17 protein-coding genes are annotated in these 23,091 nt (G+C 67.9%); 6 read left to right on the top strand and 11 right to left on the bottom strand.

Annotation, left to right across the window (positions count from 1 at the left end):
* Positions 1-8 precede the first annotated feature (8 nt).
* Positions 9-974, top strand: a complete 966-nt coding sequence (locus AADI75_RS01020) for an alpha/beta hydrolase (protein WP_341207200.1) — start codon at positions 9-11, stop codon at positions 972-974.
* Between the two features lie 10 nt (positions 975-984).
* On the opposite strand, the gene AADI75_RS01015 is transcribed toward AADI75_RS01020, so the two are convergent.
* The 5 genes from AADI75_RS01015 to AADI75_RS00995 all read right to left on the bottom strand — a co-directional run bounded on the left by AADI75_RS01015 (position 985) and on the right by AADI75_RS00995 (position 8,516).
* Positions 985-2,220 (bottom strand): M48 family metallopeptidase, encoded by a 1,236-nt coding sequence (locus AADI75_RS01015; protein ID WP_341207199.1) that lies wholly within the window; start codon positions 2,218-2,220, stop codon positions 985-987.
* Between the two features lie 149 nt (positions 2,221-2,369).
* The gene (locus AADI75_RS01010; RefSeq protein WP_341207198.1) at positions 2,370-3,374 is read right to left on the bottom strand and encodes a DUF2891 domain-containing protein; all 1,005 of its coding nucleotides are present in this window, start codon (positions 3,372-3,374) and stop codon (positions 2,370-2,372) included.
* The gene (locus AADI75_RS01005; protein ID WP_341207236.1) at positions 3,371-4,270 is read right to left on the bottom strand and encodes a DUF979 family protein; all 900 of its coding nucleotides are present in this window, start codon (positions 4,268-4,270) and stop codon (positions 3,371-3,373) included. Before AADI75_RS01005 ends, AADI75_RS01010 begins: the two co-directional genes overlap by 4 nt.
* Positions 4,267-4,944: a DUF969 domain-containing protein gene (locus AADI75_RS01000; RefSeq protein WP_341207197.1), complete on the bottom strand. Its 678-nt coding sequence runs from the start codon at positions 4,942-4,944 to the stop codon at positions 4,267-4,269. Before AADI75_RS01000 ends, AADI75_RS01005 begins: the two co-directional genes overlap by 4 nt.
* Positions 4,944-8,516: a hydantoinase B/oxoprolinase family protein gene (locus AADI75_RS00995; protein WP_341207196.1), complete on the bottom strand. Its 3,573-nt coding sequence runs from the start codon at positions 8,514-8,516 to the stop codon at positions 4,944-4,946. Before AADI75_RS00995 ends, AADI75_RS01000 begins: the two co-directional genes overlap by 1 nt.
* Positions 8,517-8,619: 103 nt before the next feature.
* On the opposite strand from AADI75_RS00995, the gene AADI75_RS00990 reads away from it, so the two are divergent.
* Positions 8,620-10,086 (top strand): MDR family MFS transporter, encoded by a 1,467-nt coding sequence (locus AADI75_RS00990; RefSeq protein WP_341207195.1) that lies wholly within the window; start codon positions 8,620-8,622, stop codon positions 10,084-10,086.
* 45 nt (positions 10,087-10,131) lie between these two features.
* On the opposite strand, the gene AADI75_RS00985 is transcribed toward AADI75_RS00990, so the two are convergent.
* Positions 10,132-10,335: a family 20 glycosylhydrolase gene (locus AADI75_RS00985; RefSeq protein WP_341207194.1), complete on the bottom strand. Its 204-nt coding sequence runs from the start codon at positions 10,333-10,335 to the stop codon at positions 10,132-10,134.
* Between the two features lie 80 nt (positions 10,336-10,415).
* On the opposite strand from AADI75_RS00985, the gene AADI75_RS00980 reads away from it, so the two are divergent.
* Entirely contained in the window at positions 10,416-11,570 is a 1,155-nt protein-coding gene (locus AADI75_RS00980) for a heparan-alpha-glucosaminide N-acetyltransferase domain-containing protein (RefSeq protein WP_341207193.1), read from the top strand.
* A gap of 345 nt (positions 11,571-11,915) precedes the next feature.
* Here AADI75_RS00980 and AADI75_RS00975 read toward each other — a convergent pair whose 3' ends face one another.
* From AADI75_RS00975 to AADI75_RS00960, 4 genes are read right to left on the bottom strand one after another with little or no spacing between them, the layout of a single operon-like run.
* Complete coding sequence (locus AADI75_RS00975) at positions 11,916-12,590, bottom strand: alpha/beta fold hydrolase (RefSeq protein ID WP_341207192.1); 675 nt, start codon at positions 12,588-12,590, stop codon at positions 11,916-11,918.
* A 16-nt stretch (positions 12,591-12,606) separates the two neighbouring features.
* Positions 12,607-13,908 carry a CitMHS family transporter gene (locus AADI75_RS00970; protein ID WP_341207191.1) on the bottom strand — a complete coding sequence of 434 codons (1,302 nt, stop codon included), beginning with the start codon at positions 13,906-13,908 and terminating at the stop codon, positions 12,607-12,609.
* Positions 13,909-13,941: 33 nt separating this feature from the next.
* Positions 13,942-15,429 (bottom strand): porin, encoded by a 1,488-nt coding sequence (locus AADI75_RS00965; RefSeq protein ID WP_341207190.1) that lies wholly within the window; start codon positions 15,427-15,429, stop codon positions 13,942-13,944.
* Positions 15,426-16,499, bottom strand: a complete 1,074-nt coding sequence (locus AADI75_RS00960) for an ABC transporter substrate-binding protein (RefSeq protein WP_341207189.1) — start codon at positions 16,497-16,499, stop codon at positions 15,426-15,428. Before AADI75_RS00960 ends, AADI75_RS00965 begins: the two co-directional genes overlap by 4 nt.
* A 100-nt stretch (positions 16,500-16,599) precedes the next feature.
* Here AADI75_RS00960 and AADI75_RS00955 point away from each other — a divergent pair, with 100 nt between their 5' ends.
* The 3 genes from AADI75_RS00955 (at position 16,600) to AADI75_RS00945 (ending at position 21,929) form a co-directional block, all read left to right on the top strand.
* Entirely contained in the window at positions 16,600-17,265 is a 666-nt protein-coding gene (locus AADI75_RS00955; RefSeq protein ID WP_341207188.1) for a response regulator transcription factor, read from the top strand.
* On the top strand, positions 17,255-18,637 hold the full coding sequence (locus tag AADI75_RS00950; RefSeq protein ID WP_341207187.1) for a sensor histidine kinase: 1,383 nt from the start codon (positions 17,255-17,257) through the stop codon (positions 18,635-18,637). The genes AADI75_RS00955 and AADI75_RS00950 overlap by 11 nt, the downstream gene beginning before the upstream one ends.
* A 262-nt stretch (positions 18,638-18,899) precedes the next feature.
* The gene (locus AADI75_RS00945; RefSeq protein WP_341207186.1) at positions 18,900-21,929 is read left to right on the top strand and encodes a TonB-dependent receptor; all 3,030 of its coding nucleotides are present in this window, start codon (positions 18,900-18,902) and stop codon (positions 21,927-21,929) included.
* Positions 21,930-21,976: 47 nt separating this feature from the next.
* Here the strand turns inward: AADI75_RS00945 and AADI75_RS00940 are convergent, their stop codons facing one another.
* Positions 21,977-23,038: an SDR family oxidoreductase gene (locus tag AADI75_RS00940; protein ID WP_341207185.1), complete on the bottom strand. Its 1,062-nt coding sequence runs from the start codon at positions 23,036-23,038 to the stop codon at positions 21,977-21,979.
* Positions 23,039-23,091: the final 53 nt, after the last annotated feature.

Raw genomic sequence — 23,091 nt, 5'->3', positions numbered from 1 at the left:
CTCTGACCATGAGCGAGTTCACCCAATTCGAGGTGCAGGCGAACGGCATCCGCCAGCATGTGACCGAAGCAGGGAGCGGCCCTGCGGTCCTGCTGTGCCACGGCTTCCCGGAGCTGGGCCATTCGTGGCGGCATCAGCTGCGCTCGCTTGCCGATGCCGGCTACCGCGCGATCGCGCCCGACATGCGTGGCTATGGCCGCACCGAGGTGCCCACCGATGCCGATCGCTACACGATCTTCCACCTCACCGGCGACATGGTCGCGCTGCTCGGCGAGCTGGGCATCGTACAGGCGGCGATCGTCGGGCACGACTGGGGCGCACCGGTCGCCTGGACCGCGGCGCAGCTCCGTCCCGATCTGTTCAGGGCGGTGCTCGGCCTGTCGGTGCCGCATGCGCGGCGCGGCTCGATCAGCAGCCTCGACAAGCTGCGCCGTGCCGGGCTGCACGCGTATTACCAGCTCTATTTCCAGACCCCCGGCGTCGCCGAGCGCGAGCTGGAGGCGGACGTCGATACTGCCATGCGCCGGATCATGTGGTCGCTCTCGGCCGGCCCGCCCGCGCGGTGGAACGGCATGATCGGTCCGCAAGGTGCGCTCACCGCCTTCTGGGAACCGCACGGCGCGATGCCGTGGATCGACGACGCCGACCTCGCCATCTACGGCGCCGCCTTCCGCGCATCCGGGTTCACCGGCGCACTCAACTGGTATCGCAACATCGATCGCAACTGGGATCTCACCGCGCCGCTCGATGGCCTGCCGATCGCGCAGCCGGCGTGGTTCGCGATCGGCGACCGCGACCCGATCCTGCGCTTCGTCCAGCCCTCGATCGAGGCGCTTCCCGAAACCGTTCCCGGGCTGCTGGGCACCAGCGTCCTGCCCGGCGTCGGCCACTGGCTCCAGCAGGAAGCACCCGATGCGATCAATGCGATCATGCTCGACTTCCTCGCGCGCGTCTTCCCCGCCGCGCGCGGCTGAGCCGACGCGTCTATTGCAGGTCCGGCTCACCCGAATGATGCGCCTTCCACTGCATCGCCATCAGGATGCGTGTGTGACCGGAAGGGTGGTCGAAGAATACGATCTCCTCAAGCGGCGACGGGTTCAGCTTGCGATAAGCGCCCAGCTTCAGCGCCACGCGCGCCCAGCCGTCGGGCGCGCGCGACGCGTTGATCCCGAAATAATCAGCCTGCCGTTCGTGAAAGCGGATCAGGCTGTTCGTCACCGGGGTCAGCAACACGCCCAGCACGCTGATGACGATCGTCGCGGGCACCAGCATCGCCGGATCGTTGCGCGACCCGATCCCCCAGCGCGCGCCGAACCGCGCGACCAGCCACGGCGTCGCGCGATCGATCACCAGCAGGAACAGCCCGGCGATCAGCGTGAACCCGATAAGCAACGTCGCCGTGTGGCCCAGCACATAATGACCCAGCTCATGCCCCATGACCGCGCGCACCTCGGCCGGGGATGTCTGATTGAGCAGATTGTCGTTGAGCGCGACACGCACCGTTGGGCCGATCCCGGCGACGTTGGCGGAGATGCGCTTCGTCTGCCGCGATGCATCGACGACCAGCACATTGTCGGCGGGCACGCCATTGGCCTGCGCCATTTGCAACATCTGCGTGCGCAGCGGCGAGGCAGGCATCGGCGTGTAGCGGTTGAACAGCGGCTCGATGAACACCGGGCTGAGCAATAGCCCGATCAGCAGGAAGATGCCGCTCGCCAGCGTTCCCCAGGCCCACCAGCTGCGCGGCAGCTTCCGGTACAAGGTCAGAATTGCCAGCAGCCCGGCTGCGCCCAGCAAGGTGCCGATCACGGTCGCGATCGACCATTCCCCCAGCCACGCCGCCAGCGTCTGGTTCGACATCCCATAGTGCTGCTCGCGCGCCCAACCGACATAGAGCGACCAGGGCAGGGTCAATACGCCGGTGATCGCAAGATAGATCAGCGAGAAGAGAAAGGCCCGCAGCGCCTTGCGCCCGCGCGCCCAGCGATCCGCCGTCTGCGACAGTCGCGCCACCACACCGGCTTGTAACAGCCCCCAGGCGACGACGACGCCAACCACCGCATTCCACAGGATCAGCCAGTAGGTGCCCTCGAAATAGGTGTCCGACTTCGCGCGAGCGGCGGCATCGACTAAGGCGAGATAAGCATCGGTCGCCGCCACGGGATCGAAACCCGGCCCCACCTGCGCCGCCGCCGACGCGATCACGGCCAGTATCATCATCCAGTTCCCCCGCCCTTGTTGCGGCAGGCTAGCGGCGATGCGCGGTGAGCGCCAGCGGTGCCGTTTCCAACAGGGCAAGCCGCCTTCCTCCGTCGCGTCGGACATGATTCAAGAGTACGGAAGGCGATTACCGTCTATATCGTCCTGCCCTAAGCGCTCGCAACCTCGCCCGTGGCGAGCAGCGCGAACGTCGCCAGCCAGTGGCCCCCCATGTAATCGTCGTCGAGATGCGGCAGGCTGGCGCGCAGGTGCCGCTCGGCGGCCTCCGTCATCGCGCTCGCTGCCGGGTGGTTCCCGCCGAGCGCCGCCGCGATCGCGCGCCAACACCATGCACGGCTGAGGTTGAGGCCATCCAGATGCGCGATCTTGCCGTCGCTCCGGTCGGAAACGGTGGCCGGGCGGAACAAGGTCGCGGGCTCGCCGCGCGCCAGATCGGGCAGAAAGGCGTCGAACCAGTCGCCGAACGCCGCAGCGGGCAGCACCCGGCTCATCAACAGCGCCTCGGTCAGCGCCGAGGACAGGAAGTCGTCACCCGATGGCTCCCAGGCCTGACACCCGCGATCACCGCCAAACCAGTCACGCGCCCGCGTATCGATCAACGCGACGAGCGCCGGGTCGCGTGCCACCGCCCAGTCGCGCGCCAGCACCAGCGCGAACGCCGTATTGCCGTGCGTGCCGGCGCGCAGCGGATAGGTGAGCTTCGGCAAATATACCATGAGCCGCGCCGCGAACGCCGCCGCGAGCGGCGCGAGCGCGTCGCCCCAACCCTCCGCGTGGCGCGAAGCCTCGGCATGGAGCGCGAGCAGCCAGGCCCAGCCGTACGGCCGCTCGAACCCTGCGGTCAGCGGCCGGTCGAGATAGGCCAGCTCGCCCGCGACCTTGGCCGGCGTCAGCATCGCGTCGGCACGCGCGACGATGGCGAGCGTCTCGGGCAGGTCGGGGAACAGCCGCCGCACCGTCAACAACTGCCACCAGCCGTGCACGCAGCTGTGCCAGTCGAAGCTGCCGTGGAAGATCGGGTGGAGCGCCGCCGGGGCTACCGCATCCTGCGCGCCGGTCAGCACCTGGTCGAGCTTGTAGGGATATTCGCGCCCGACATGGTCGAGCGTGATGCGGGCGAAGCCGCCGGCGAGCGCGGGATCGAGCAACGTCATCGGACCACCCACCAGATCAGCAGAATATTGAACGCCAGCAGCGGCACCGCCGTCGCCGCCTGCGAGCGGATCACGCCATAGCGATCCTTCAGCTCCAGCAACGCGGCGGGCACGATGTTGAAATTGGCCGCCATCGGCGTCAGCAGCGTGCCGCAGAACCCTGCCAGCATTCCCAGCGCGGCGACCGGCGCGGGATCGCCGCCATAGCCCCGGACGAGCAGCGGCAACCCGACCGCCGAGATCATCACCGGGAAGGCGGCGAAGGCATTGCCCATCACGATCGTGAACAGCGCCATGCCGAGGCCATAGGCCAGCGCCGCGCCGAACACGCTTCCCGCCGGGATCGCCGCGCCGGCCAGCCCGCCGACGACCGTGCCGACGCCCGCCACCGCGAACACCGCGCCGAGGCTTGCGAGCAATTGCGGCATGATCGCGGCCCAGCCGATCTCATCGAGCAATCGCCGCCCGGCCCGCACCCCGGACAGCGGAGGCGCTTTCAGGACAAGATGGCACAGCACCAGCGCCAGGAGCGCGCCGGCGGCCAGCGCCACCAGCGTCGCCTGCGCCGGATCGATCAATGTCGGCAGTTGCTTGAACAGCAACGTGCCGGCCAGCGCCGCGACCGGGATGACGAGCGCAAGTGCTAACAACGGTCCGCGTGGCGCCGACGGCTCGACCGTCTCGCCGCGCCGCATCCGTCCGGAGGTCGCCACCGCGACCAGCGCCAGCACCAGAAGGCCGTTGGCGACGTCGCCGATCCGGTCGCCCGCGAAGAACGACAGCGCGAGCAGCGCATGGAACACGCCATTCGCCCAGCGTCGGTCGACGAAGCCGAGCATCGCCACCGCCGCGAAGAAGGAACCCGCGACCAGATAGACGAAGTTCAGACCGATCACTGCGCCCGTCGCCGCGCCAGCCGACGGTCGAACAGCCATAGCCGCGCACCGTGGATCAGGAAGGCCCCGATCGCGGTCGGGATCGCCCACATCGAGAGGTGGAACGGCTCGATCACGATGCCATTGGCGGCGAGGATACCCTTCATCAGCAGGATCGATCCGATTGCGATGAAGATGTCCTCGCCGAAGAACAGCCCGATATTGTCGGTTGCTGCGGCCAGCGCGCGGACCTTTTCGGGATCGGGGCGGGCTTCCTCGTCCAGATCGCCGCCCTGTCGCTCCGCCGCCGCCTCGGCCATCGGCGCGACCAGCGGGCGAACCGTCTGCGCCGGACCGGCAATCGCGATCAACCCCAACGCGGCCGAGATCTGCCGGAACAGCAGGTAGCTGGCGAGCAACCGGCCCGCCGTCAGCCCCTTCAGACCCGCCACCAGCGTCCTTGCGCGTTCCTGCAAGCCATTGCGTTCGAGCAAACCGATCACCGGCAGCACCAGATAGACCGCGGTAACGTAGCGCGTCTGGTTGAAGGCGTGGCCGAAGCGCCCGAGCACCGCCAGCGGATCGAGCCCGGCGGCCAGCCCGGTGACCAGCGCCGCGACGATGATCACCAGCAACGGATTGAACCGCAACAGGAAGCCGAGCGCGATCACCGCGACGCCGGACAGGACGAGCATCAGCCGGCTTCCCCGTACCCGCCGCCACCCGGCGTTTCGATCACGAACACGTCGCCCGGCGCCATGTCGGCGGAAGCGGTCGCGCCCAGCGTTTCCACGCCGCCGTCGGCACGCTCGATCCGGTTGACGCCGACCGCGCCGTCCGCGCCGCCCATCAGCCCGAACGGCGCGACCTTGCGCCGGTTCGACAGGATGTTGGCGCGCATCGGCGCGCGGAACCGCACGCGCCGGGTCGCGCCGTCGCCGCCTCGCCACGCGCCAGCGCCGCCCGACCCGCGCCTTATCGCGAATGCCTCCAGCAGCACCGGAAAGCGCGTCTCCAGCACTTCGGGGTCGGTGAGCCGACTGTTAGTCATATGCGTCTGGATCGCGCTCGCCCCGGCAAAATTCGGCCCCGCGCCTGCGCCGCCCGCGATCGTCTCATAATATTGGCGGATCGCGTCGCCGAACGTGAAGTTGTTCATCGTCCCCTGCGACCCGGCCATCGCGCCCAACGCGCCCATCAGCGCGTCGGTGACCACCTGGCTGGTCTCGACATTTCCCGCGACCACCGCGGCGGGGAAGCGCGGGTTGAGCATCGAGCCTTCGGGCACGATCAGCGTCACCGGGCGGAGAAAACCGTCGTTCAGCGGCACATCTTCAGCCACCAACGTGCGTAGAACATAAAGCACCGCGGCACGCGTGACCGCGAACGGCGCATTGGTGTTGCCTGCGCGCTGCTCGCTGGTGCCCGAGAAGTCGACGGTCAGTGCACCGATATCGCGGTCGACGCGCACCGCAACGCGCACCACCGCGCCGTCGTCGGTCGCATAACCGAATGCGCCGTCCTTCAGCCCGCGGATCGCGCGCCGCGCCAGCGTCTCGGCATGTGCCTGAACATGCTCCATATAAGCGCTGACCACGCCCAGCCCCTGCTCGGCCGCCAGCCGCTCCATCCCCGCCGCGCCTCGCGCACACGCGGCAAGCTGCGCAGTGAGGTCCGCCATGTTCTGGTCGATCGCCCGCGCCGGATACGGCCCGGTCGCAAGGATCGCGCGCACCTCGTCGTCGCGCAGCCGTCCTTCGGCAACGACCAGCACATCGTTCAGCACCACGCCCTCGTCGTGGATCGTCCGGCTATCGGCCGGCATCGAACCGGGGCTGGTGCCGCCGACATCGGCGTGGTGCCCGCGCGCCGCGACGAAGAAAGCCGGCGTCCCGCCGCCCGCAAAGACCGGCTGGACCACGGTAATATCCGGCAAGTGCGTCCCGCCGCGATAGGGATCGTTGACCGCATAGGCATCGCCCGGCTGCATCCCGCGACCGTCGGCCGCGCGGCTTGCCATCAGATGCCGCACGCAATCGCCCATCGAACCCAGATGGACCGGGATATGCGGCGCGTTGGCGACCAGATGGCCGTGCGCGTCGAAGATCGCGCAGGAAAAGTCGAGCCGCTCGCGAATGTTGACCGACGCCGCGCTACGCTGCAGCGCCGAGCCCATCTCCTCCGCCAGGCCCATGAACAAGCCAGCGAAGATCGCGAGCCGCACCGGATCGACGGCGGCGTCGACCGTCTCCATACGGCGTGGCGTCGTGCGTGTCAGATGCAGCGTACCGTCGTCCAGCACGGTCGCCGACCAGCCGGGCTCGACCGCGACGGTCGAGGTCGCATCGACGATCAAGGCAGGCCCGTCGATGCGCACGCCGGCGATCAGCGCCTCACGACGATGCAGCGGGGTAGGGGCGACGATACCGCCCAACGCCGCCTCGACCGTCTCCGGCGCAACATTCCCATCAGACGTGCCCACCGCCATTTTGGGCGCTTGCGTCGGCAGCACCGCCTCCACCTGAACGCGCTCGACAATCAGCCTGTCGTCGCCGTCGAAGCCGAACCGGTCACGGTGCGCCGCGGCGAAGGCCTCTGCCATCGCGGCCTCGTCTGCGACCGCGACATCGATACCCTGATCGGTGCGCGCATAACGGAGGGTGGCGCTGCGCTCGACCCGCGCCTCCGCGCCAAGCTCCGCGACCGCCTCGGCGGCCAGCTCATCGAGAGCATTGCGCCACGCCGCAACGCCAAGCGGTTCACCGATCGTCCGCTGTCGCACCGCGCGGCGATCCGCCAGCGCGATCCCCCACGCCGACAGGACTCCGGCGAGCGGATGGACGAGCACCTCGGTCATCCCCAGAGCATCTGCGACCAGACAGGCATGCTGCCCCCCGGCGCCCCCGAAGCTCATCAGTGCATAGCTCGCCGGATCATGCCCGCGCGCGACCGACACCGCCTTGATCGCGCCTGCCATGTTCGCGACGGCGATCGCCACCAGCCCTTCGGCCGCCGCGATCCGCTCCGGTCGCGATCCCGTTGCCGCCGTGACGTCGTCGAGCAAGGCGTCAAGCCGCGCCTCCGCCGCTGCCCGATCAAGGGGCTGGTCGCGATCGGGGCCGAACACCGCGGGGAAATGCGATGGGACCACCTTGCCGAGGATCAGATTGCAGTCGGTCACCGTCAGCGGGCCGCCGCGCCGGTAGCACGCGGGGCCGGGATCGGCGCCGGCGGATTCGGGGCCGACCACGAAGCGCCCGCCATCGAACCGACAGATCGAGCCGCCGCCCGCCGCGACCGTATCGATCCGCAGCATCGGCGCGGACACGCGCACCCCACCGATCACCGCCTCCTGTCGCCGCTCGAACGCGCCTGCCCACAGCGAAACGTCGGTCGAGGTGCCGCCCATGTCGAAGCCGATGACGCGCGAGATACCGTCAGCGGTCGCCGCCGCAGCCATGCCGACGATCCCACCCGCCGGACCGGACAACAGCGCATCCTTGCCGCTGACGCCTGCGGCATCGGCGAGCCCGCCCGACGATTGCATGAACAGCGGCGCACCGCCCGCCTCGAACGCCGCGCGCAACCCGTCGACATAGCCGCGCAGGACGGGCGTCAGATAGGCGTCCGCAGTCGTCGTGTCGCCACGTGCGACCAACCGGATCAACGGCGACACCCGGTGACTGACCGAAATCTGCGTGAAGCCGATCCGTTCGGCCGCTTCGGCCAGCGCCGTCTCATGCGCGGGGTATCGCCAACCGTGCATCAGGACGATTGCGACGCTACGCAGACCCTGCTCATAGGCAGCGCGAAAGGCGCGCTCCGCCGCGACGAGATCAAGCGGGCGGACGATCGCGCCCTCGACGTCGACACGCTCGTCGACCTCCACCACCTGCGCGGCAAGCGGCGGCAAGCGACGGATCGCCTGCGCGAAGATGTCCGGCCGATCCTGATAGCCGATCGTCAGCGCGTCGCCGAACCCGCGCGTGATCGCCAGCAAGGTGGGTGCGCCGCCACGCTCCAGCAGCGCGTTGGTCGCCACCGTCGTGCCGATCCGCACGTCGATCGGCGGCAGCGGTCCGTCCGCGATCCCGGTCAGCCGCCGCACCGCCTCGACCGCGGCATCGTCGTAGCGACCCGGGTCGACCGACAGCAACTTAGCGACCGCGATCGAGTCGTCGTCCATCTCCGCCACGACATCGGTGAAGGTACCGCCGCGGTCGATGGCGATACGCCGGAGCGCGGGGCGGGCGGCGGTTTCGGTCATCGCGCTTCTATCGCAACCGCCTGCAGGATTGTCGATGTGGCCAACGGCCTGATTTTCCGCGAAAGGGCTCGGCATGCGATGGAGACGACGTAACCTGGCCTCGATGAGCGCCGATGTCGGCGACGGGCTCGCCCCGGCGGTGGAGGCGGTCACCGGCGCGGCACCGCGCACACCCGACAGCACGCCCGTGCGTGGCTACCGCGTGATCGCGCTGGTCGTCGCCTCGGCGTTGTTCATGCAGCAACTCGACGGAACGGTGCTGACGATCGCCTTGCCGACGATGGCGCGCGATCTCGGCACGCCGGCCGCCAGCCTCAGCCTTGCGCTCACCAGCTACCTGCTGGCGCTCGCGCTGTTCATTCCCGCCAGCGGAACGCTCGCCGACCGGTTCGGATCGCGCAGCGTCTTTTGCGCCGCGATCGGGGTGTTCCTGCTCGGCTCGATCGCCTGTGCGTTGGCGGGTTCGCTGCCGACCCTGGTTGCGGCCCGCTTCGTACAGGGGATTGGCGGTGCGATGATGGTGCCGGTCGGGCGACTTGTCCTGCTGCGCAGCGTCGCGAAGGAAGACATGGTGCAGGCGTTGTCATGGCTGGTGATGCCCGCGCTGATCGGCCCGATCCTGGGGCCGCCGCTCGGCGGGTTCATCGTCACCTGGCTCGACTGGCGGTGGATCTTCTACCTCAACATTCCGATCGGCATCGCCGGGGTCGTCGGCGCGCTGCTGGTGGTGCCGGAGGTGCGCGGCGACGCGCGGGCGCGCTTCGACGTGCGGGGCTTCCTGCTCTCGGGCCTGTCGCTCGGCTGCCTGTTGTTCGGGTTCGAGCTGGCAAGCCGACCCGGTGCAGGGGTGGTCGGGGCGGTCTTGCTGGTGATCGGCATCGCGCTGGGCATCGCCTATGTCCGCCATGCGCGACACACCGACGACCCGATCCTTGATCCGACGCTGATGCGCGTGCCGACCTTCCGGCTGTCAGTGATCGCCGGATCGCTGACCCGGATCACGCAAGGCGCGCAGCCCTTTCTGCTACCGCTGATGTTCCAGCTCGGGTTCGGGCTTTCCGCCGCAAGGACCGGCTCGATAACGATGGCCGGCGCGGTCGGGGCGCTGGCGATGAAGGCGCTCGCGCCGCGCGTGCTGCGGCGCTGGGGCTTTCGCCGCAGCCTGATCGTGTCGGGGCTGGCGAGCAGCGCTGGCTATGCCACCTGCGCCTTCTTCCGCCCGGATTGGTCGAGCGGCGCGCTGCTCGCGGTGCTGGCGATCTCCGGCTTCTTCACTTCGTTCCAGTTCACCGGCTATAATGCGATAGCCTATGCCGATGTCGACAAGACGCGGATGAGCGCAGCGACCAGCTTCTACGCCACTTTCCAGCAACTGACGCTGTCGCTCGGGATCTGCACCGCGGCGACGGTGCTGGAACTAGGCACGCTGTTTGCCGGCACGCGCCAGCCGACGCTGGAAATGTTCTCAATCGCGTTCCTGGTCGTCGCCACGATCTCGGCATCGGCGATCGTCTGGAACCGGAAGTTCGCGGCCGACGCGGGCGCGGAAATGAGCGGCCACCACCGCTGAGTTGTTGCCAGGGCGCGCGTTCGGGGAGGACGGAGACGATGCGGCTTAATGGCGCTTGCGGCGGCAGCGCGCCGGATCGGCGCCGAGCTGCGTCAGTTCGGGGGGTTCCGGTATCTCCATCCGCCAGCCCTCGTCATCGCAGGGCTGGAGGCGCAGGATATGGAGCTTCGGTGCCGCCATCTGCTCGCCGATACGCAGAACATCACCAACGGCGAATTCTATTCTTTGTCGGCAAACTGGCGGCCCCACTCTCCCTTGATGGTAATGGTCGCCCTTTTACCGCGGCCTGCGGGTAACCTATTGATGGCTGGAGAAAGGGGAGGATCGAGATGACCGCAGCCGTTGAGACAGCGCCGGGGCCGGTCGCGACCGGGCCACGCGATCCGCACGACCGCGTCGGACGGCGGCTCCGCTCGCTCGACCTGTTACGCGGCGTGACCGTGGCGGGGATGATCACCGTCAATGCCACGGCGGGGGTGCAGTCGCTCGACAAGCCGGTGTTCGCGACGCTGCTTCATGCCAATTGGGCAGGCTTCACGCTCGCCGACACGGTCTTTCCTGCGTTCCTGACGATGGTCGGTGTGTCGATCGCGATGTCGGCGCGTGGCGAGGCAGGGAGTGCCGCAGCCACCCGGCGCGTTTTGGCACGCGCGGCGCGGATGATCCTGATCGGGCTGCTGCTCGGTCATATGTTCTTCCTCGCCGACTTTCACAAATACGGCGTGCGCCTGCCCGGCGTGTTGCAGCGGATCGGCATCGTCTTCGCGATCTGCGCGCTGCTGTATCCGCGGATGAGCGCGCGGGCGCGTGCGATCGCCGCAGGAGCGTTGCTGATCGGCTATTGGATCTTGTGCCTGTTGCCGGTGCCAGACGGAAGCGCGACCGACCTTTGGGTGCCGGGGCGCAATTTCGTGTCGTGGGTCGATCGCCTTGTGTTCGGCGAGTGGCGCTATGTGAAGGGGCCGTTCGGCTACGATCCCGAAGGACTGCTCGGCACCTTGCCCGCGGTGGCACAGGGGTTGCTGGGCACGCTGGCGGGCGATTGCCTGCGCCGTGGCCTTCCGGTGGCGCGCACCGCCAAGACGCTGTTGATCGCGGGGCTGGCCGGGATCGTGACCGGACTGGCGTGGGGACTTGCGTTTCCGATCGCCAAGAATTTGTGGACCAGCAGCTTTGTCCTGCTCTCGACCGGGCTGACGATCGCGCTGCTCGGGCTGTTCCACCACCTGTTCGATCGCGACGATCGTCCGGCGGGCAAGGGCGATCTGTTCGGTAGCTTCGGGCGGAACGCCATCGCCGCTTACGTGCTGCACGAAGTCGCCTCGATCATCCTGACCGGCGACGCGATCCAGTTGCCTTTCAAGTGGCTGGCACCGATCGTCGGGACGCAGATCGCGGCGTTGGCACCGGTGGCCTTATTCGTCGCGATCGTCTGGTATCCGATCGCCTATATGGACAAGCGCGGCTGGTATCTTCGCGTCTGATGCGGGAGCGTCGGACGGCGTAGCCGTCGCGCCGGATCGCCTCTGCGACCACCGCAAGATCGGCGTCAGCTCGGCGGTGTAGCGCCGCCAACACAGCAGCAACGCCGTGCCCGCTCCTTTTCGGGTTGGCCGCGACGGCGACCAGATGGCGTGGCGAATTCAAGATCGCCGGCACCCTCGGCGGCGAGCGCGGCGACCTCAAGCAGATCGACGCGTCGGGCGCCTCCGTCAGCGACCGTTCCGCTAGCCCTAACACCCACTCGCACTGCCCCGCTTGAAGGGCAGCACGCAACCTCTCGATCTCGTCAGTGCGGTCATGCCACGACGCTAGCGCGAACCCGCCGCTTATGTGTCGCGGAGGCGATCGGTCAGGAAGGCGCGCAACAATGCGGTCACCTCGCCCGGCCGCTCCATCGGCGCCAGATGCCCGCAATTGCGGATCAGGCGGAAATGCGCGTTGGGGATGCTCGCCGCCAGCTCGCGCGCATCGTCGGGCAGGCAGATGCGGTCGCGCTCGCCGACCGCCACCAACGTCGGCACGCGGACGCCGCGGATCGCGTCGCCGATGTCGGGCCGCGCCAGCAGCGCGCGTTGCTGCCGCTCGAACACCTCGGCACCGACGCGTTCGGCCATCGCCTGCGCCGGGCCGCTGATGATCGGGGTCAGCATCGGATCGGCATGCGGCGCGATCGCCAGCATCCCCTGTTCGTCGAGCGTCCGCGCACGCATCCGCAGCGAGGCGCGCGTGCCGAACAGCGCGACCCGCTCGATGCGGTCGGGCGCCTGACGGATCATCTCCAGGGCGACATAGCCCCCCAGGCTGACCCCGGCGACCGCGAAGCGCGGCGGGGCATGCGCCAGCACCCGCGCCGCCATCGCCTCCAGCGTCGCATCGACGGTCAGATCGCCGAGTTCGGGATGGGTGATGTCGCCGAGCGCGATCACCTGTTGCGCCCATAGTTGCCCGTCACAGCCCATCGCGGGCAGCAGAACGAGCGGTACGGTCCGTTGCACCATCATGTCCGTCCCTCCAGGATCAGCTGACGAGCGGGAAGGCGAGCACCGCGATCCCGACCAGCGTCATCACCGCGCACACCGCCGCGGCAGGCACCAGCGTGAAGCGCTGGTGGTCGGCAAGGTCGATCCCGGCAAGGCTGACCAGCAGATAGGTCGACGGCACCAGCGGGCTCAGCAGATGCACCGGCTGCCCCATCAGCGAGGCGCGCGCGATCGCGATCGGCTCGACGCCGTAATGCGCGCCCGCTTCGGCGAGGATCGGCAGCATCCCGAAGTAGAAGGCGTCGTTCGAGATGAAGAAGGTGAACGGCAGGCTGAGCAGCGCGGTGATCGGCGCCATGTACGGCCCCAGCACCGGCGGGATCATGCCGACGACTTCCTTGCTCATCGCCTCGACCATCCCAGTGCCCGACAGGATGCCGGTGAAGATGCCGGCGGCAAAGATCAGCGAGACGACCGACAGCACGTTGCCGGCGTGTGCGGCGATCCGCTCCTTCTGTTCGGCAACCTGGGGATAATTGACGATCATCGCCACCGCGAACGCGAGCATCATCAGCACCGACAGCGGCAGGATCCCCGACACCAGCCCGGCTATCAGCGCGATTGTCAACGCCGCGTTGAACCAGCGCAGCTTCGGGCGGCGCGCCTCGGGAAATTGCGACACCGCCATGCCGGTGAAGCTGGTCGGCTCGTTCGCCTTCACGTGCCCGATGCGTCGGCGCTCCTTGCGCCCGAACCAGATCGCCAGGCCGATCAGGAAGACCAGCCCGGCGATCATGCCGGGGATCAGCGGCAGGAACAGCGTCGCCGGATCGAGCTTCAGCGCGCTCGCCGCGCGCGCGGTCGGTCCGCCCCACGGCGTCAGGTTCATGATCCCGCTGGTGCTCATGAGCAGGCAGCACAGGTACAGCCGGTTCATGTCGTAGCGCTTGTAGAGCGGCAGCAGCGCGGCGATCGTGATGATATAGGTGGTCGATCCGTCGCCATCGAGGCTGACGATCGCGCACAGCACGACCGTGCCGATCAGGATCGCCAGCGGATCGCCGTGCACCACGCGCAGCAGGCGATTGACCAACGGATCGAACAGCCCGGTGTCGGTCATGATCGAGAAGAACAGGATCGCGAACAACAGCATCACGCCGGTCGGCGCGAGATTCTTGATACCGTCGATCATCATGTCGCCCAACCCGGAGGCGAAGCCGGCGAACAGCGCGAAGGCGGTGGGCACGACGATCAGCGCGACGAGCGGCGTCATCCGCTTCGTCATGATGAGCGTCATGAAGGTGGCCACCATCAGGAAGCCGAGCAGGGCAAGGTCCATCGAAAGGATGCTTTCGTCAGGAGGAAAGGGGGATCAGAAGGTGACGGCGATGCGGGTGCCGAGCGTCTCGCCGCTGTCGGCGCCGGTGTAGACGCCCGCGCGATTGTCGGTGTCCCAATGGGCCAGGTTGATCTGGAAGCGGGTGAAGCTGTTCAGATACCAATTGGCGCCGATCGTCGCCGCCCAGCCGCGCCCGCCGCTCAGCAGGCTGGTATAATCGAGGTTTTCGTAACGCGCGGTCAGCTCGATCGCGCCGGGGCCGCCGTCGAAGATCGGCTTCAGCACGCGCGGCTGGCCAAAGCTGCCGAGCCGGGGATTGTACGGGGGCAGGTCGCCGGTGACGAACCAGCCGCCCGACAGGCTCCACGCCTTGCTCACGAAATCGGGGCGGCCGGCGTCGAGCCGGGCGTGGCGTTGGCCGGCCTCGCCCATCACCCAGATCGGGCCGAGGTACCCGCCCGCTTCCACGCCATAGCCGGTGGTGCTACGCCCGCCGAGCAGCGTTCCGGTCGACACGCGCAGCGCGCCGTTGAAGCGCCCGCCGATCACGGTGTTGCGGGTCAGCGTCGTCGCGGCGGACGACAGCGCCTCGTCGAAGCCCCACAGGCCGAGGTGAAGCACGCCGCGGTCGGTCTTGATCGGGTTCCAGTGCGCGCGGGCGAGCGCGGTGCGGCTGTCGCTGACGCTCTGGTTGCCGTCAATCCGGTCGCCGGTAACGGTCAGCGAGGCGTGGCCGCTCTTCCAGAACACGCGCGGCATGACGCCGACGCCATAGAAGCCACGCTGCGGAATGATCGCGGTGGCGACCACCGTGCGCTCCATGAACGGCGTCGAGTCCGAACCGGTCGCGCCTTCGAAGCTGCGGTCGTTGAACAGATGCCCGGCGCGGACGTCATAGTCGATGCCCTTCCCGATCCGATTGCGCCACCCGATGAAGGCGGTGACGATGTCGACCTCGTTCTCGGAGAAGTCGGATTCGAACTGGTAGAAGAAATGCGTGCCGACCCCGCCTTCCAGTCCGAGGCGCAGCGCGCGCATCCCGGTCGTCGTCAAGTTGCGCCCGTCATATCTCGATCCGAAGGTGGAGCTGACGTCGGTCAGGATGCGTCCGCGCGGCTTGAAGGTGTAGATGCCGTCGGCGGAGTGGAACACCGGCAGTCCCGCGCCCCATTCGGTCGTAACGCCCGCCGCATTGGCCTGCCGCGCCTGCACGATGTCGCGCTCCGCGGGGCCGGGGGGCACGAGCTGCGGCGCGAACGGCCGTGTGACGGTGTCGCGGCCCTGAACGTTGGTCTGCGCGATTTGCGGCGGGCTGGACGTCGCCGGAGTCGTGGTCGCCGCAGGAGCGGCAGCGACCTGTTGTGCGCCCTCCAGCCGGTCGAGCCGCGCGCGCAGCGTTGCGATCTCCGCCGCCTGTTGCCGGACCAGCACGGCGAGTTCGTCGGCAGTCGGCGTCTGCGCCAATGCCGGTGCGGCGGCAATCAGCGCGATCAGCGCACTGGCGGTTCGGAACAGGATCATGGCGTCTTGGCCCCTTCGGCGAGGATCGCGCGCCAGTCGGTCAGGAACCGGCGGCGCTTGATCGAATCAAGATTGACGAGAAGCTGCGGCCCGACGCGGATCGGGCGTTGCTGTTCGCGCGACAGCCGCGGCGCGCGCACGTCGGCGCGCACCGGCAGCAGCCACTCGCGTGCGAGCAAGGTCTGTCCGGTGCGCGACAGCAGGAAATCGAGGAACAGCCGCGCCGCCGCCGGTCGTCGCGCATCGCGCGCGATGAACGCGACGCGCGAGGCGACGATCGTATAGTCGCGGGGGAAGATCACGCCGATCCGGGGATCGCGACGCGCGCGGGCCAGGGCATAGGGCCCGACGACGTTATAGGCGATCGCGACGCGCCCCGCCGCGATCGCGTCGAGCATCGGTTCGGTGGTGCGCGACAATATCGGGCGCGTCGCGGCGATCGCTTGCACCAGCGAGCGGGTGTCGCGCGTGATCGCCTGATCCTCGCTCAGATACAGATAGCCGACGTTCGACTGTGCCGGATCATAGGTCGCTACCTTGCCGGTCAGCGCCGCACGACGACTCCGCAGCAACCGCTCGAACGCCTCATGCGTGCGCGGCACCAGCGCGGGCGGGATCAGCCGACGGTTGACGACGAAGGCGACCGGCTCGGCGGTGACGCCATAGCCCATGTTCTTCCACACCGCGGTGGCGGGCAGCGCCGGCTTCTCGGGGCTCAGATACGCTTGCGCATAGCCGTCGTTGATCAGCTTGGCCTGCAGATCCATCCCCGACGACCATACCAGATCCGCGCCCGGCCGGTGCGCTGCCGCGTCGGACACCACGCGGCGATAGATGTCGCGCGATTCCAGATCGTCGTAGCGGACCGCGACGCCCGGGTAGGTGCGACGGAACGCGGCGATCAGCGGCTGCATCGCGGCACTGTCGGCGTTGCCGAAGACATGCACGCCACGCTCGGCGCGCGCCGCGGCGATCAGCGCGTCATAAGAGCGGGGATAGCCCGCCGGGCGTTGCGCGGCGGCGGGCATCGCGGCCCCCAGCACCAGCATCAACAGGATCGGCATACGCATCGTTCAGGTCCTCTCGCTTCCCGCCTCTGAGTTCGGGTAAGCTGTTGAACATGAATTATGCCGGCAAGCTGTCATTAACCTTTCACGGCCCGCACCCGTCATGCGTATTTTGATCGTCGAGGACGATGCGGCGCTCGCGCGCGGGATCGTCGCGCTGCTGCGCGCCACCGGCCATGCGGTCGATCACGTCGCCAATGGCGAGGACGCGCTGATGGTCGTCGCCGACGAAGTCTTTGCGTTGATCGTGCTCGACGTCGGTCTGCCGGGGATCGACGGCTTTGCGGTGCTCCAGACGCTGCGCCGGCAGGGCAATCGCGTGCCGGTGCTGATGCTGACCGCGCGCGACGCGCTCGACGATCGCGTCCGCGGGCTCGATCTCGGCGCCGACGATTACTTGCGCAAGCCCTTTGCGCCAGAGGAACTGGAGGCCCGCATCCGCGCGCTCGGCCGACGACGCGGTGGCGATCCCACGCCGGAACTGGTGGTGGGATCGCTGATGCTTGACCGGTCGGGCGGGGTGGCGCGCGTCGGCGAACGGCTGCTCGACCTGCGACGTCGCGAATGGGCGGTGCTCGACGCGCTGGCGACACGCGCCGGGCAGATCGTCCCGCGCGAAACCTTGCAATCGGAGGTATTCGGCTACGACGAGCCCGTTGGCCCGAACGCGATCGAGGTGAACATCACCCGCCTTCGCGGCAAGCTGGCGCCGGACGGCCCCGCGATCCGCACCGTGCGCGGTGTCGGCTATCTGCTCGATGGCGGATGAAGCCGCACGCGGTCGCGCGCCGGCGCTGCGCACGCGCCTGCTCGCCGCGCTGCTCGCGCCGTTGCTCGGCATTGCGATCTTGCTGGGATTGGCAGGTGCGACGCTGATCGCCGATACCGTGCGACGCACCAACGACCGCGTGCTGGGGGGCGCGCTGGGCGCCATCTCCGAGACGGTGCAGGTCGAACGTGGCGAAGTGACGATGGACCTGTCACCGGCCGCCTTCGGGATGCTGGAGAACAGCGAGCGCGACAACGTTTATTATCGGATCGCGGTCGGCGACCGTCTGCTCACCGGCTATGCCGATCTGTCCGCGCCAAGGGCAGCGGAACTGACGCTCGACGCGCCGCGCTTCCGCTATGCCCGCTATCGCGAACAGGACATCCGCATCGCCGAGGTCCGCCGCGCTTTGCCGCGCATCGCCGAGCCGGTCATCGTGCAGGTGGCCGAAACGCTCGACGGCCGGCGGGCGCTGCGGAACCGGCTGCTGCTCGCACTGCTGCTGGGGGAGGTTTCGCTGATCGGTGTCGCGATGCTGCTGATCCGACCGGCGCTCTCGTGGAGCCTGCGACCGTTGTCGCGGCTGCGCGATGCCGTGGCGGCGCGTGATACGCGCGCCACGCCGGATCTTTCCCGGCTGGACGCCGGCCCGCTGCCCACCGAACTGCGCCCGCTGGCCGATGCCTTCGACCATCTGCTCGCCCGCCTCGACACCGCGACGGCAGGAATGCGCCGTTTTACCGCCGACGCCTCGCACCAGATGCGCACCCCGTTGGCGGTATTGAAGGTGCAGGTGGCGCTGGCGCGGCGCGGCGACCCGGCGGCGCTCGGCGAGATCGCCGATGCCGCCGACCGCCTCGAACACCTCGTCACGCAATTGCTGGCGCTCGCCCGCGCCGATGAAGCCGGGGCCGCGCCGCCCTCCGAACGCGTCGATCTGCGCGAGGTCGCAGTAGCAGTCATCAACCGCCGCATCGCCCAGGCGATCGAGGCATCGGTCGAACTGCATCTCGATGCCCCCGAGACGATCGCGATAAACAGCCACCGCACGCTGATCTTCGAAATCCTCTCCAACCTGATCGACAACGGCATCCGCTACAATCGACCGGGCGGGCAGGTGACGATTGCCGTCACGCGCGGCGACGATGGCGTATCGGTGATCGTTGCGGACGACGGACCGGGCTTGCCCGATACCGATGTCGCCAAAGCCGGACACCGGTTCGCGCGCTTGTCCACCAGCCACGGCACCGAAGGGACCGGTTTGGGTCTCGCCATTGCCCGTTCGGGTGCGCAGCGCATCGGCGCGACCCTATCGCTGGTGAATACGCGTCCCGGACTACGCGTCGTCTTGCGTTTCGGCATGCCGGACTGACGCAACTTCAATAGTGTTATTGAAAGTCTTCATCGATGATCACGCTATCATCAGATAAATGCCTGAGATTACGGTCGATTGAAATAATTTTTCATTGTTAAATCATCTTGGCGGTGACACACCCCCTGCGCTGACACCGGGAGGTAAGCCGCTGACGATCCATCGCAAAAGGTGGACGCAGGCATTGCCGCCCCGGCGCTTCAGGGAGCGTAGGGGAGTAAAATAGATGACGATGAGGAATTTGCTGGCCGGCGGATGCTGCTTGGCCGCACTGATAGCCATGCCGTCGCTGGCTGCGGCGCAGACGGACGACACGCCCGCACCGTCGATCGGCGATCCGGTTGCCTCGGCGAAGCTTGCAGCAGACGGCGCGCGCGACACCCGCAGCGACAGCGGGCAAGACGTGGTCGTCACCGGCACGCGCATCGTGCGCCCGAACAACCGCTCGGCGGCGCCGATCGTCACCACCACTGCCTTCGACATCGCCGCACAGGGGGCGACCACGATCGAGGAAGTCGTCAATCGGCTGCCGCAGGTGCAGGTCAATTCCGAGCAGAATTTCAGCGATTCCGAGGGGCGTCAGCGGATCAAGCTGCGCAGCCTCGGTTACGAGCGCACGCTGATGCTGATCGACGGGCTGCGCATCGGCCTGCCCAACACCGTCGACGTCGGCATCATCCCCAACGCGCTGGTCGAGCGGATCGACGTGCTCACCGGCGGCGCATCGTCGGTCTATGGATCGGACGCGGTCTCGGGTGTGGTCAACTTCATCCTGAAGAAGAACTTCTCGGGCATCCGCATCGACGCCAATTACAGCTTCTTCAATCACGACAATTCCGCCAATGCCGTCACCGAGGCGGCGTCGCGCGCCGGCTTCAATTCGCCGAACGGTTTGACCAACGATGGCGGGCGTAGCGACATCAGCCTTGCTGCCGGCACCAGCCTGTTCGACGGGCGCATCAACTTCAGCAGCTTCATCAACTATCGCCAGTCCACGATCGTGAAGCTGGGCGATCGTTCGACCGCGGTCTGCGAAGTAACGCAATCGGCCAACAACGCGCCGCTCGGCTGCAATCGCGCCAGCTTCACGCCCGCCGGTACGATCATCCCGCAATCGGGCCCGCGCGCTGGTCAACAGCTCGTCAACAATCCCAATGGCGACGGTACGTTCATCCCGATCAACAGCGGACCGGCGGGCACGTCGGCGAACCCGTATGACGATCACGCCTTCCAGCGCCCGTTCGAGCGCGTCAACGTCGGCGGCTTCCTCACCGCCGAGATCACCAGCGACATCGAACTCTACGCCAATGCGCTGTTCTACCGCGACAAGTCGTACAACACGATCCTGAACCGCACCTTCAACTTCGGCGCATATGGCAGCGATCCGTATCAGGTGAATTGCGACAACCCGTTCCTGTCGGCGTCGCAGCGCACAGACCTGTGCGGCGCGAACGCCGGGGTGGCGGGGCAATATGCACCGATCGACGTCCGCTATCGCTTCGATGGCCTGCCGCTGGTCCGGTCGAAGTTCACTAACGAGGGCTACCGCATCGTCGCGGGTCTGCGCGGCAAGGGGCTCAACGACGTCTGGACCTATGACGTCGCGGCGATGATCTCGCGCGCGCGGCTCGACACGATCGACCAGCCGTTCGCGCAATTCGCGAACGTGAACCGCTCGCTGGACGTCGTGAACGTCGGCGGCGTGCCGACCTGCCGCTCGGTCGTGAACGGCAGCGACCCGAACTGCGTCCCGTTCAACGCGTTCGCACCCTTCAACAAGGATCAGGCGCTCAACGATTACCTGTACGGCGGCGCGACCGGCGGGATCAGCACGCGCATCCCGCGCCTGTTGCAGTTTCTCGCGACCACCAGCGGCGATCTCGGCAAGTACGGCATCACCTCGCCGTTCGCCGAACAGGGCGTCGCGGTCGCGCTCGGCGCCGAGTATCGCGAGGAGATGGAGCGGACGATCGTCAACCAGATCTTCATCGACAACAACGGCGGCCAGAACCAGCGCGTCACGCAGAACATCTTCGAGGCCAATGCCGAGATCCAGGCCCCGCTGGTCGAAAATCAGTCGTGGACGCGGTTGCTGCAGTTCAACGGCGGCTATCGCGTGTCGAAGTACAACCGCCTCGAAAACCGCTTCACCACCTGGAAGGTTGAGGGTCTGTGGGCGCCGGTCGAGGACATCACGTTCCGCGCATCCTATAACAAGGCGCAGGCCGCGCCGGGCGTCGGCGCCGCGGCGGGTGCATCGAACATCTTCTGGAACCAGGGTTTCTATGCCGACCCGTGCGCGCCGCGTGTCGACAGCAGCAACCCGAACGGTCCACGCCTCGCACCGCTGTACAGCGCGGCGCAATGCGCCAACACCGGGCTGCCCGCGAACCTCTATGGCAGCACGACGCTGATCTGCCCCGACGATCGCTGCACGGTGCGGGAGGGCGGATTCAACCTGAAGCCGGAAACCGCCTACACCAAGACGTTCGGCGTCGTGCTGCGCCCGCGCTTCATCCCCGGCCTGACGGTGTCGGTCGACCGCTGGCTGATCGACCTCGAGGATCAGCTGACGTTCCTTCAGCCGCAGGACATCATCAACGAGTGCCTGACCACCGGGCTCGACTATTTCTGCCGCGGCATCATCCGCAATCCGGGCACCGGCACGCTGTCCAGCTCGCCGGCGACCAGCCCGGCCACCGGCTGGGTCGCGCGCGGATCGTCGAACGGCTATAAGGAACAGTCGTACGGCTGGGACTTCCAGGGCCAGTACAATGTCGGCCTCGGTGGTGCCGGGCTCCTCGACGTCAGCTTCAACGGCACGCTGATGACGCGCAACGGTGGGCAGGCGTCGCCGGCCGCGATCCAGCGCAACTGCACCGGCTATTTCAGCAGCGGGTGCGGCGAGAGCATGCCGCGCTGGGCGCACCAGATGCGCGTGACGTGGTTCGCGCCGGAGCGCGTCGCCAACGTCTCGGTCAACTGGCGTCACCGCAGCGGGATGCCGACGACCTTCTACGCGCCCGCCAGCACCGGCATCCCGCCGCAGGACGAAAGCCAGCGTCGTGACCAGTACCCGGGCATCGCCACCTACGACTGGATCGATCTCGCGGTCGGGTTCGACATCAGCAAGCGCATGACGTTCCGGATCGCCGCGAACAACCTGTTCGACCGCGACCCGCCGATCGTCCCCGACAGCCGGGCGAAGATCGGACTGCTGCGCGGCAATACGATCATGGGCTACGACCTGCTCGGTCGGCAGATCGTCGCGGGCGTCTCGCTGAGGCTGTAACCGCTGTCGCCGCCCGTCCCGATCGGGGCGGGCGGCGCATCGTCACATCACGGGATCAGCCGTGCCGCACGCAACCGCTCGAACAGCGCGAAGAACGCGTCGTCGGTCGGTCGATAGCCGGTGAAGCCCAGCCGCCGGCTCTTGCTCATATCGGTGACGACCTCGATCGGCCGGCCGAGATCCGCATCGGTGTGCCACGGCGAGGCGAGGCGACCGAGATCGGGCTCGACCAGCCCCTCACGTGCCGCGATCTCGCGCCACAGCGCGGCATCGTCGGCCATCTGCTGCTCCAGCGGCCGCACGACGCCGTCGAACGGCGCGGGCTCGACGCCGAACCACTCGGCGATCCGCCCCCACATCCATTGCCATCGGAAGACGTCGCCATTCACGACGTTGAACGCCTGATCGTGCGCCGCTTGCGTTTCGGTCGCCCACAACAGATGCTCCGCGAGCAGCCCGGCGTCGGTCATGTCGGTCAGCCCCGACCATTGCGCGGCGGAACCGGGAAAGACGAACGGTCGCCCGGTCTCGCGGCACAGGGTGGCGTAGGTCGCCAGCGTCGTCCCCATGTTCATGGCGTTGCCGACGGCCAGGCCGATGACGGTATGCGGCCGGTGCACGCTCCAGGTAAAGCCGTCGCGCGCCGCCGCGGCGAACACCTCGTCCTCCTGCGCATAGTAGAAATTCTCGACGTCCAGCCGCCCTTGCTCCTCGCGGAACGGCGTCTGCGGCAGCGTTCCTTTGCCATACGCCTCGAACGGCCCGAGATAGTGCTTCAGCCCCGTGACCAGCGCGACATGGCGCGGCCCGGCCGGACGGGGCAGGGCATCGAGCAGGTTGCGCACCATCGCACCATTGACGCGGATGTTCTCCGCCTCGCTGTCCTGCCGTGCCCAGGTGGTGATGAACACCGCATCGGGGTTGATGTCACGCAGCGCCGCGGCGGTCGCGTCCGCATCCTGCAGGTCCGCCGTGACCGGCCGTACGTCGTTCTGCGCGACCGGACGTCGCGCAAGCCCGTGCACCGTCCATCCGCGCTCCACCAGCAACGCCGCCGTCGCCGCGCCGACGATCCCGCTCGCGCCCACCACCAATGCCGTCTTCGTCATAATCGCTCCTTGTCCGCGACATGAGCTAGGCACGGCGCCCAAGCGCTTCTAGA

Source organism: uncultured Sphingomonas sp. (assembly GCF_964021865.1).
Taxonomy (GTDB): Bacteria; Pseudomonadota; Alphaproteobacteria; order Sphingomonadales; family Sphingomonadaceae; genus Sphingomonas.
Note: the sequence above shows the minus strand (reverse complement) of the source record. Positions and strands in the feature narration are given on the sequence as shown.

Bases quoted from the DNA above. Each gene is read 5' to 3' on its own strand.
- AADI75_RS00980 (WP_341207193.1), top strand. From the start codon at position 10,416: ATGACCGCAGCCGTTGAGACAGCGCCGGGGCCGGTCGCGACCGGGCCA.
- AADI75_RS01020 (WP_341207200.1), top strand. From the start codon at position 9: ATGAGCGAGTTCACCCAATTCGAGGTGCAGGCGAACGGCATCCGCCAG.
- AADI75_RS00970 (WP_341207191.1), bottom strand. From the start codon at position 13,908: ATGGACCTTGCCCTGCTCGGCTTCCTGATGGTGGCCACCTTCATGACG.
- AADI75_RS00975 (WP_341207192.1), bottom strand. From the start codon at position 12,590: ATGATGGTGCAACGGACCGTACCGCTCGTTCTGCTGCCCGCGATGGGC.
- AADI75_RS01000 (WP_341207197.1), bottom strand. From the start codon at position 4,944: ATGCTCGTCCTGTCCGGCGTCGCGGTGATCGCGCTCGGCTTCCTGTTG.
- AADI75_RS00950 (WP_341207187.1), top strand. From the start codon at position 17,255: ATGGCGGATGAAGCCGCACGCGGTCGCGCGCCGGCGCTGCGCACGCGC.
- AADI75_RS00960 (WP_341207189.1), bottom strand. From the start codon at position 16,499: ATGCGTATGCCGATCCTGTTGATGCTGGTGCTGGGGGCCGCGATGCCC.
- AADI75_RS00955 (WP_341207188.1), top strand. From the start codon at position 16,600: ATGCGTATTTTGATCGTCGAGGACGATGCGGCGCTCGCGCGCGGGATC.
- AADI75_RS00940 (WP_341207185.1), bottom strand. From the start codon at position 23,038: ATGACGAAGACGGCATTGGTGGTGGGCGCGAGCGGGATCGTCGGCGCG.
- AADI75_RS00990 (WP_341207195.1), top strand. From the start codon at position 8,620: ATGAGCGCCGATGTCGGCGACGGGCTCGCCCCGGCGGTGGAGGCGGTC.
- AADI75_RS01010 (WP_341207198.1), bottom strand. From the start codon at position 3,374: ATGACGTTGCTCGATCCCGCGCTCGCCGGCGGCTTCGCCCGCATCACG.
- AADI75_RS01015 (WP_341207199.1), bottom strand. From the start codon at position 2,220: ATGATGATACTGGCCGTGATCGCGTCGGCGGCGGCGCAGGTGGGGCCG.
- AADI75_RS00965 (WP_341207190.1), bottom strand. From the start codon at position 15,429: ATGATCCTGTTCCGAACCGCCAGTGCGCTGATCGCGCTGATTGCCGCC.
- AADI75_RS00995 (WP_341207196.1), bottom strand. From the start codon at position 8,516: ATGACCGAAACCGCCGCCCGCCCCGCGCTCCGGCGTATCGCCATCGAC.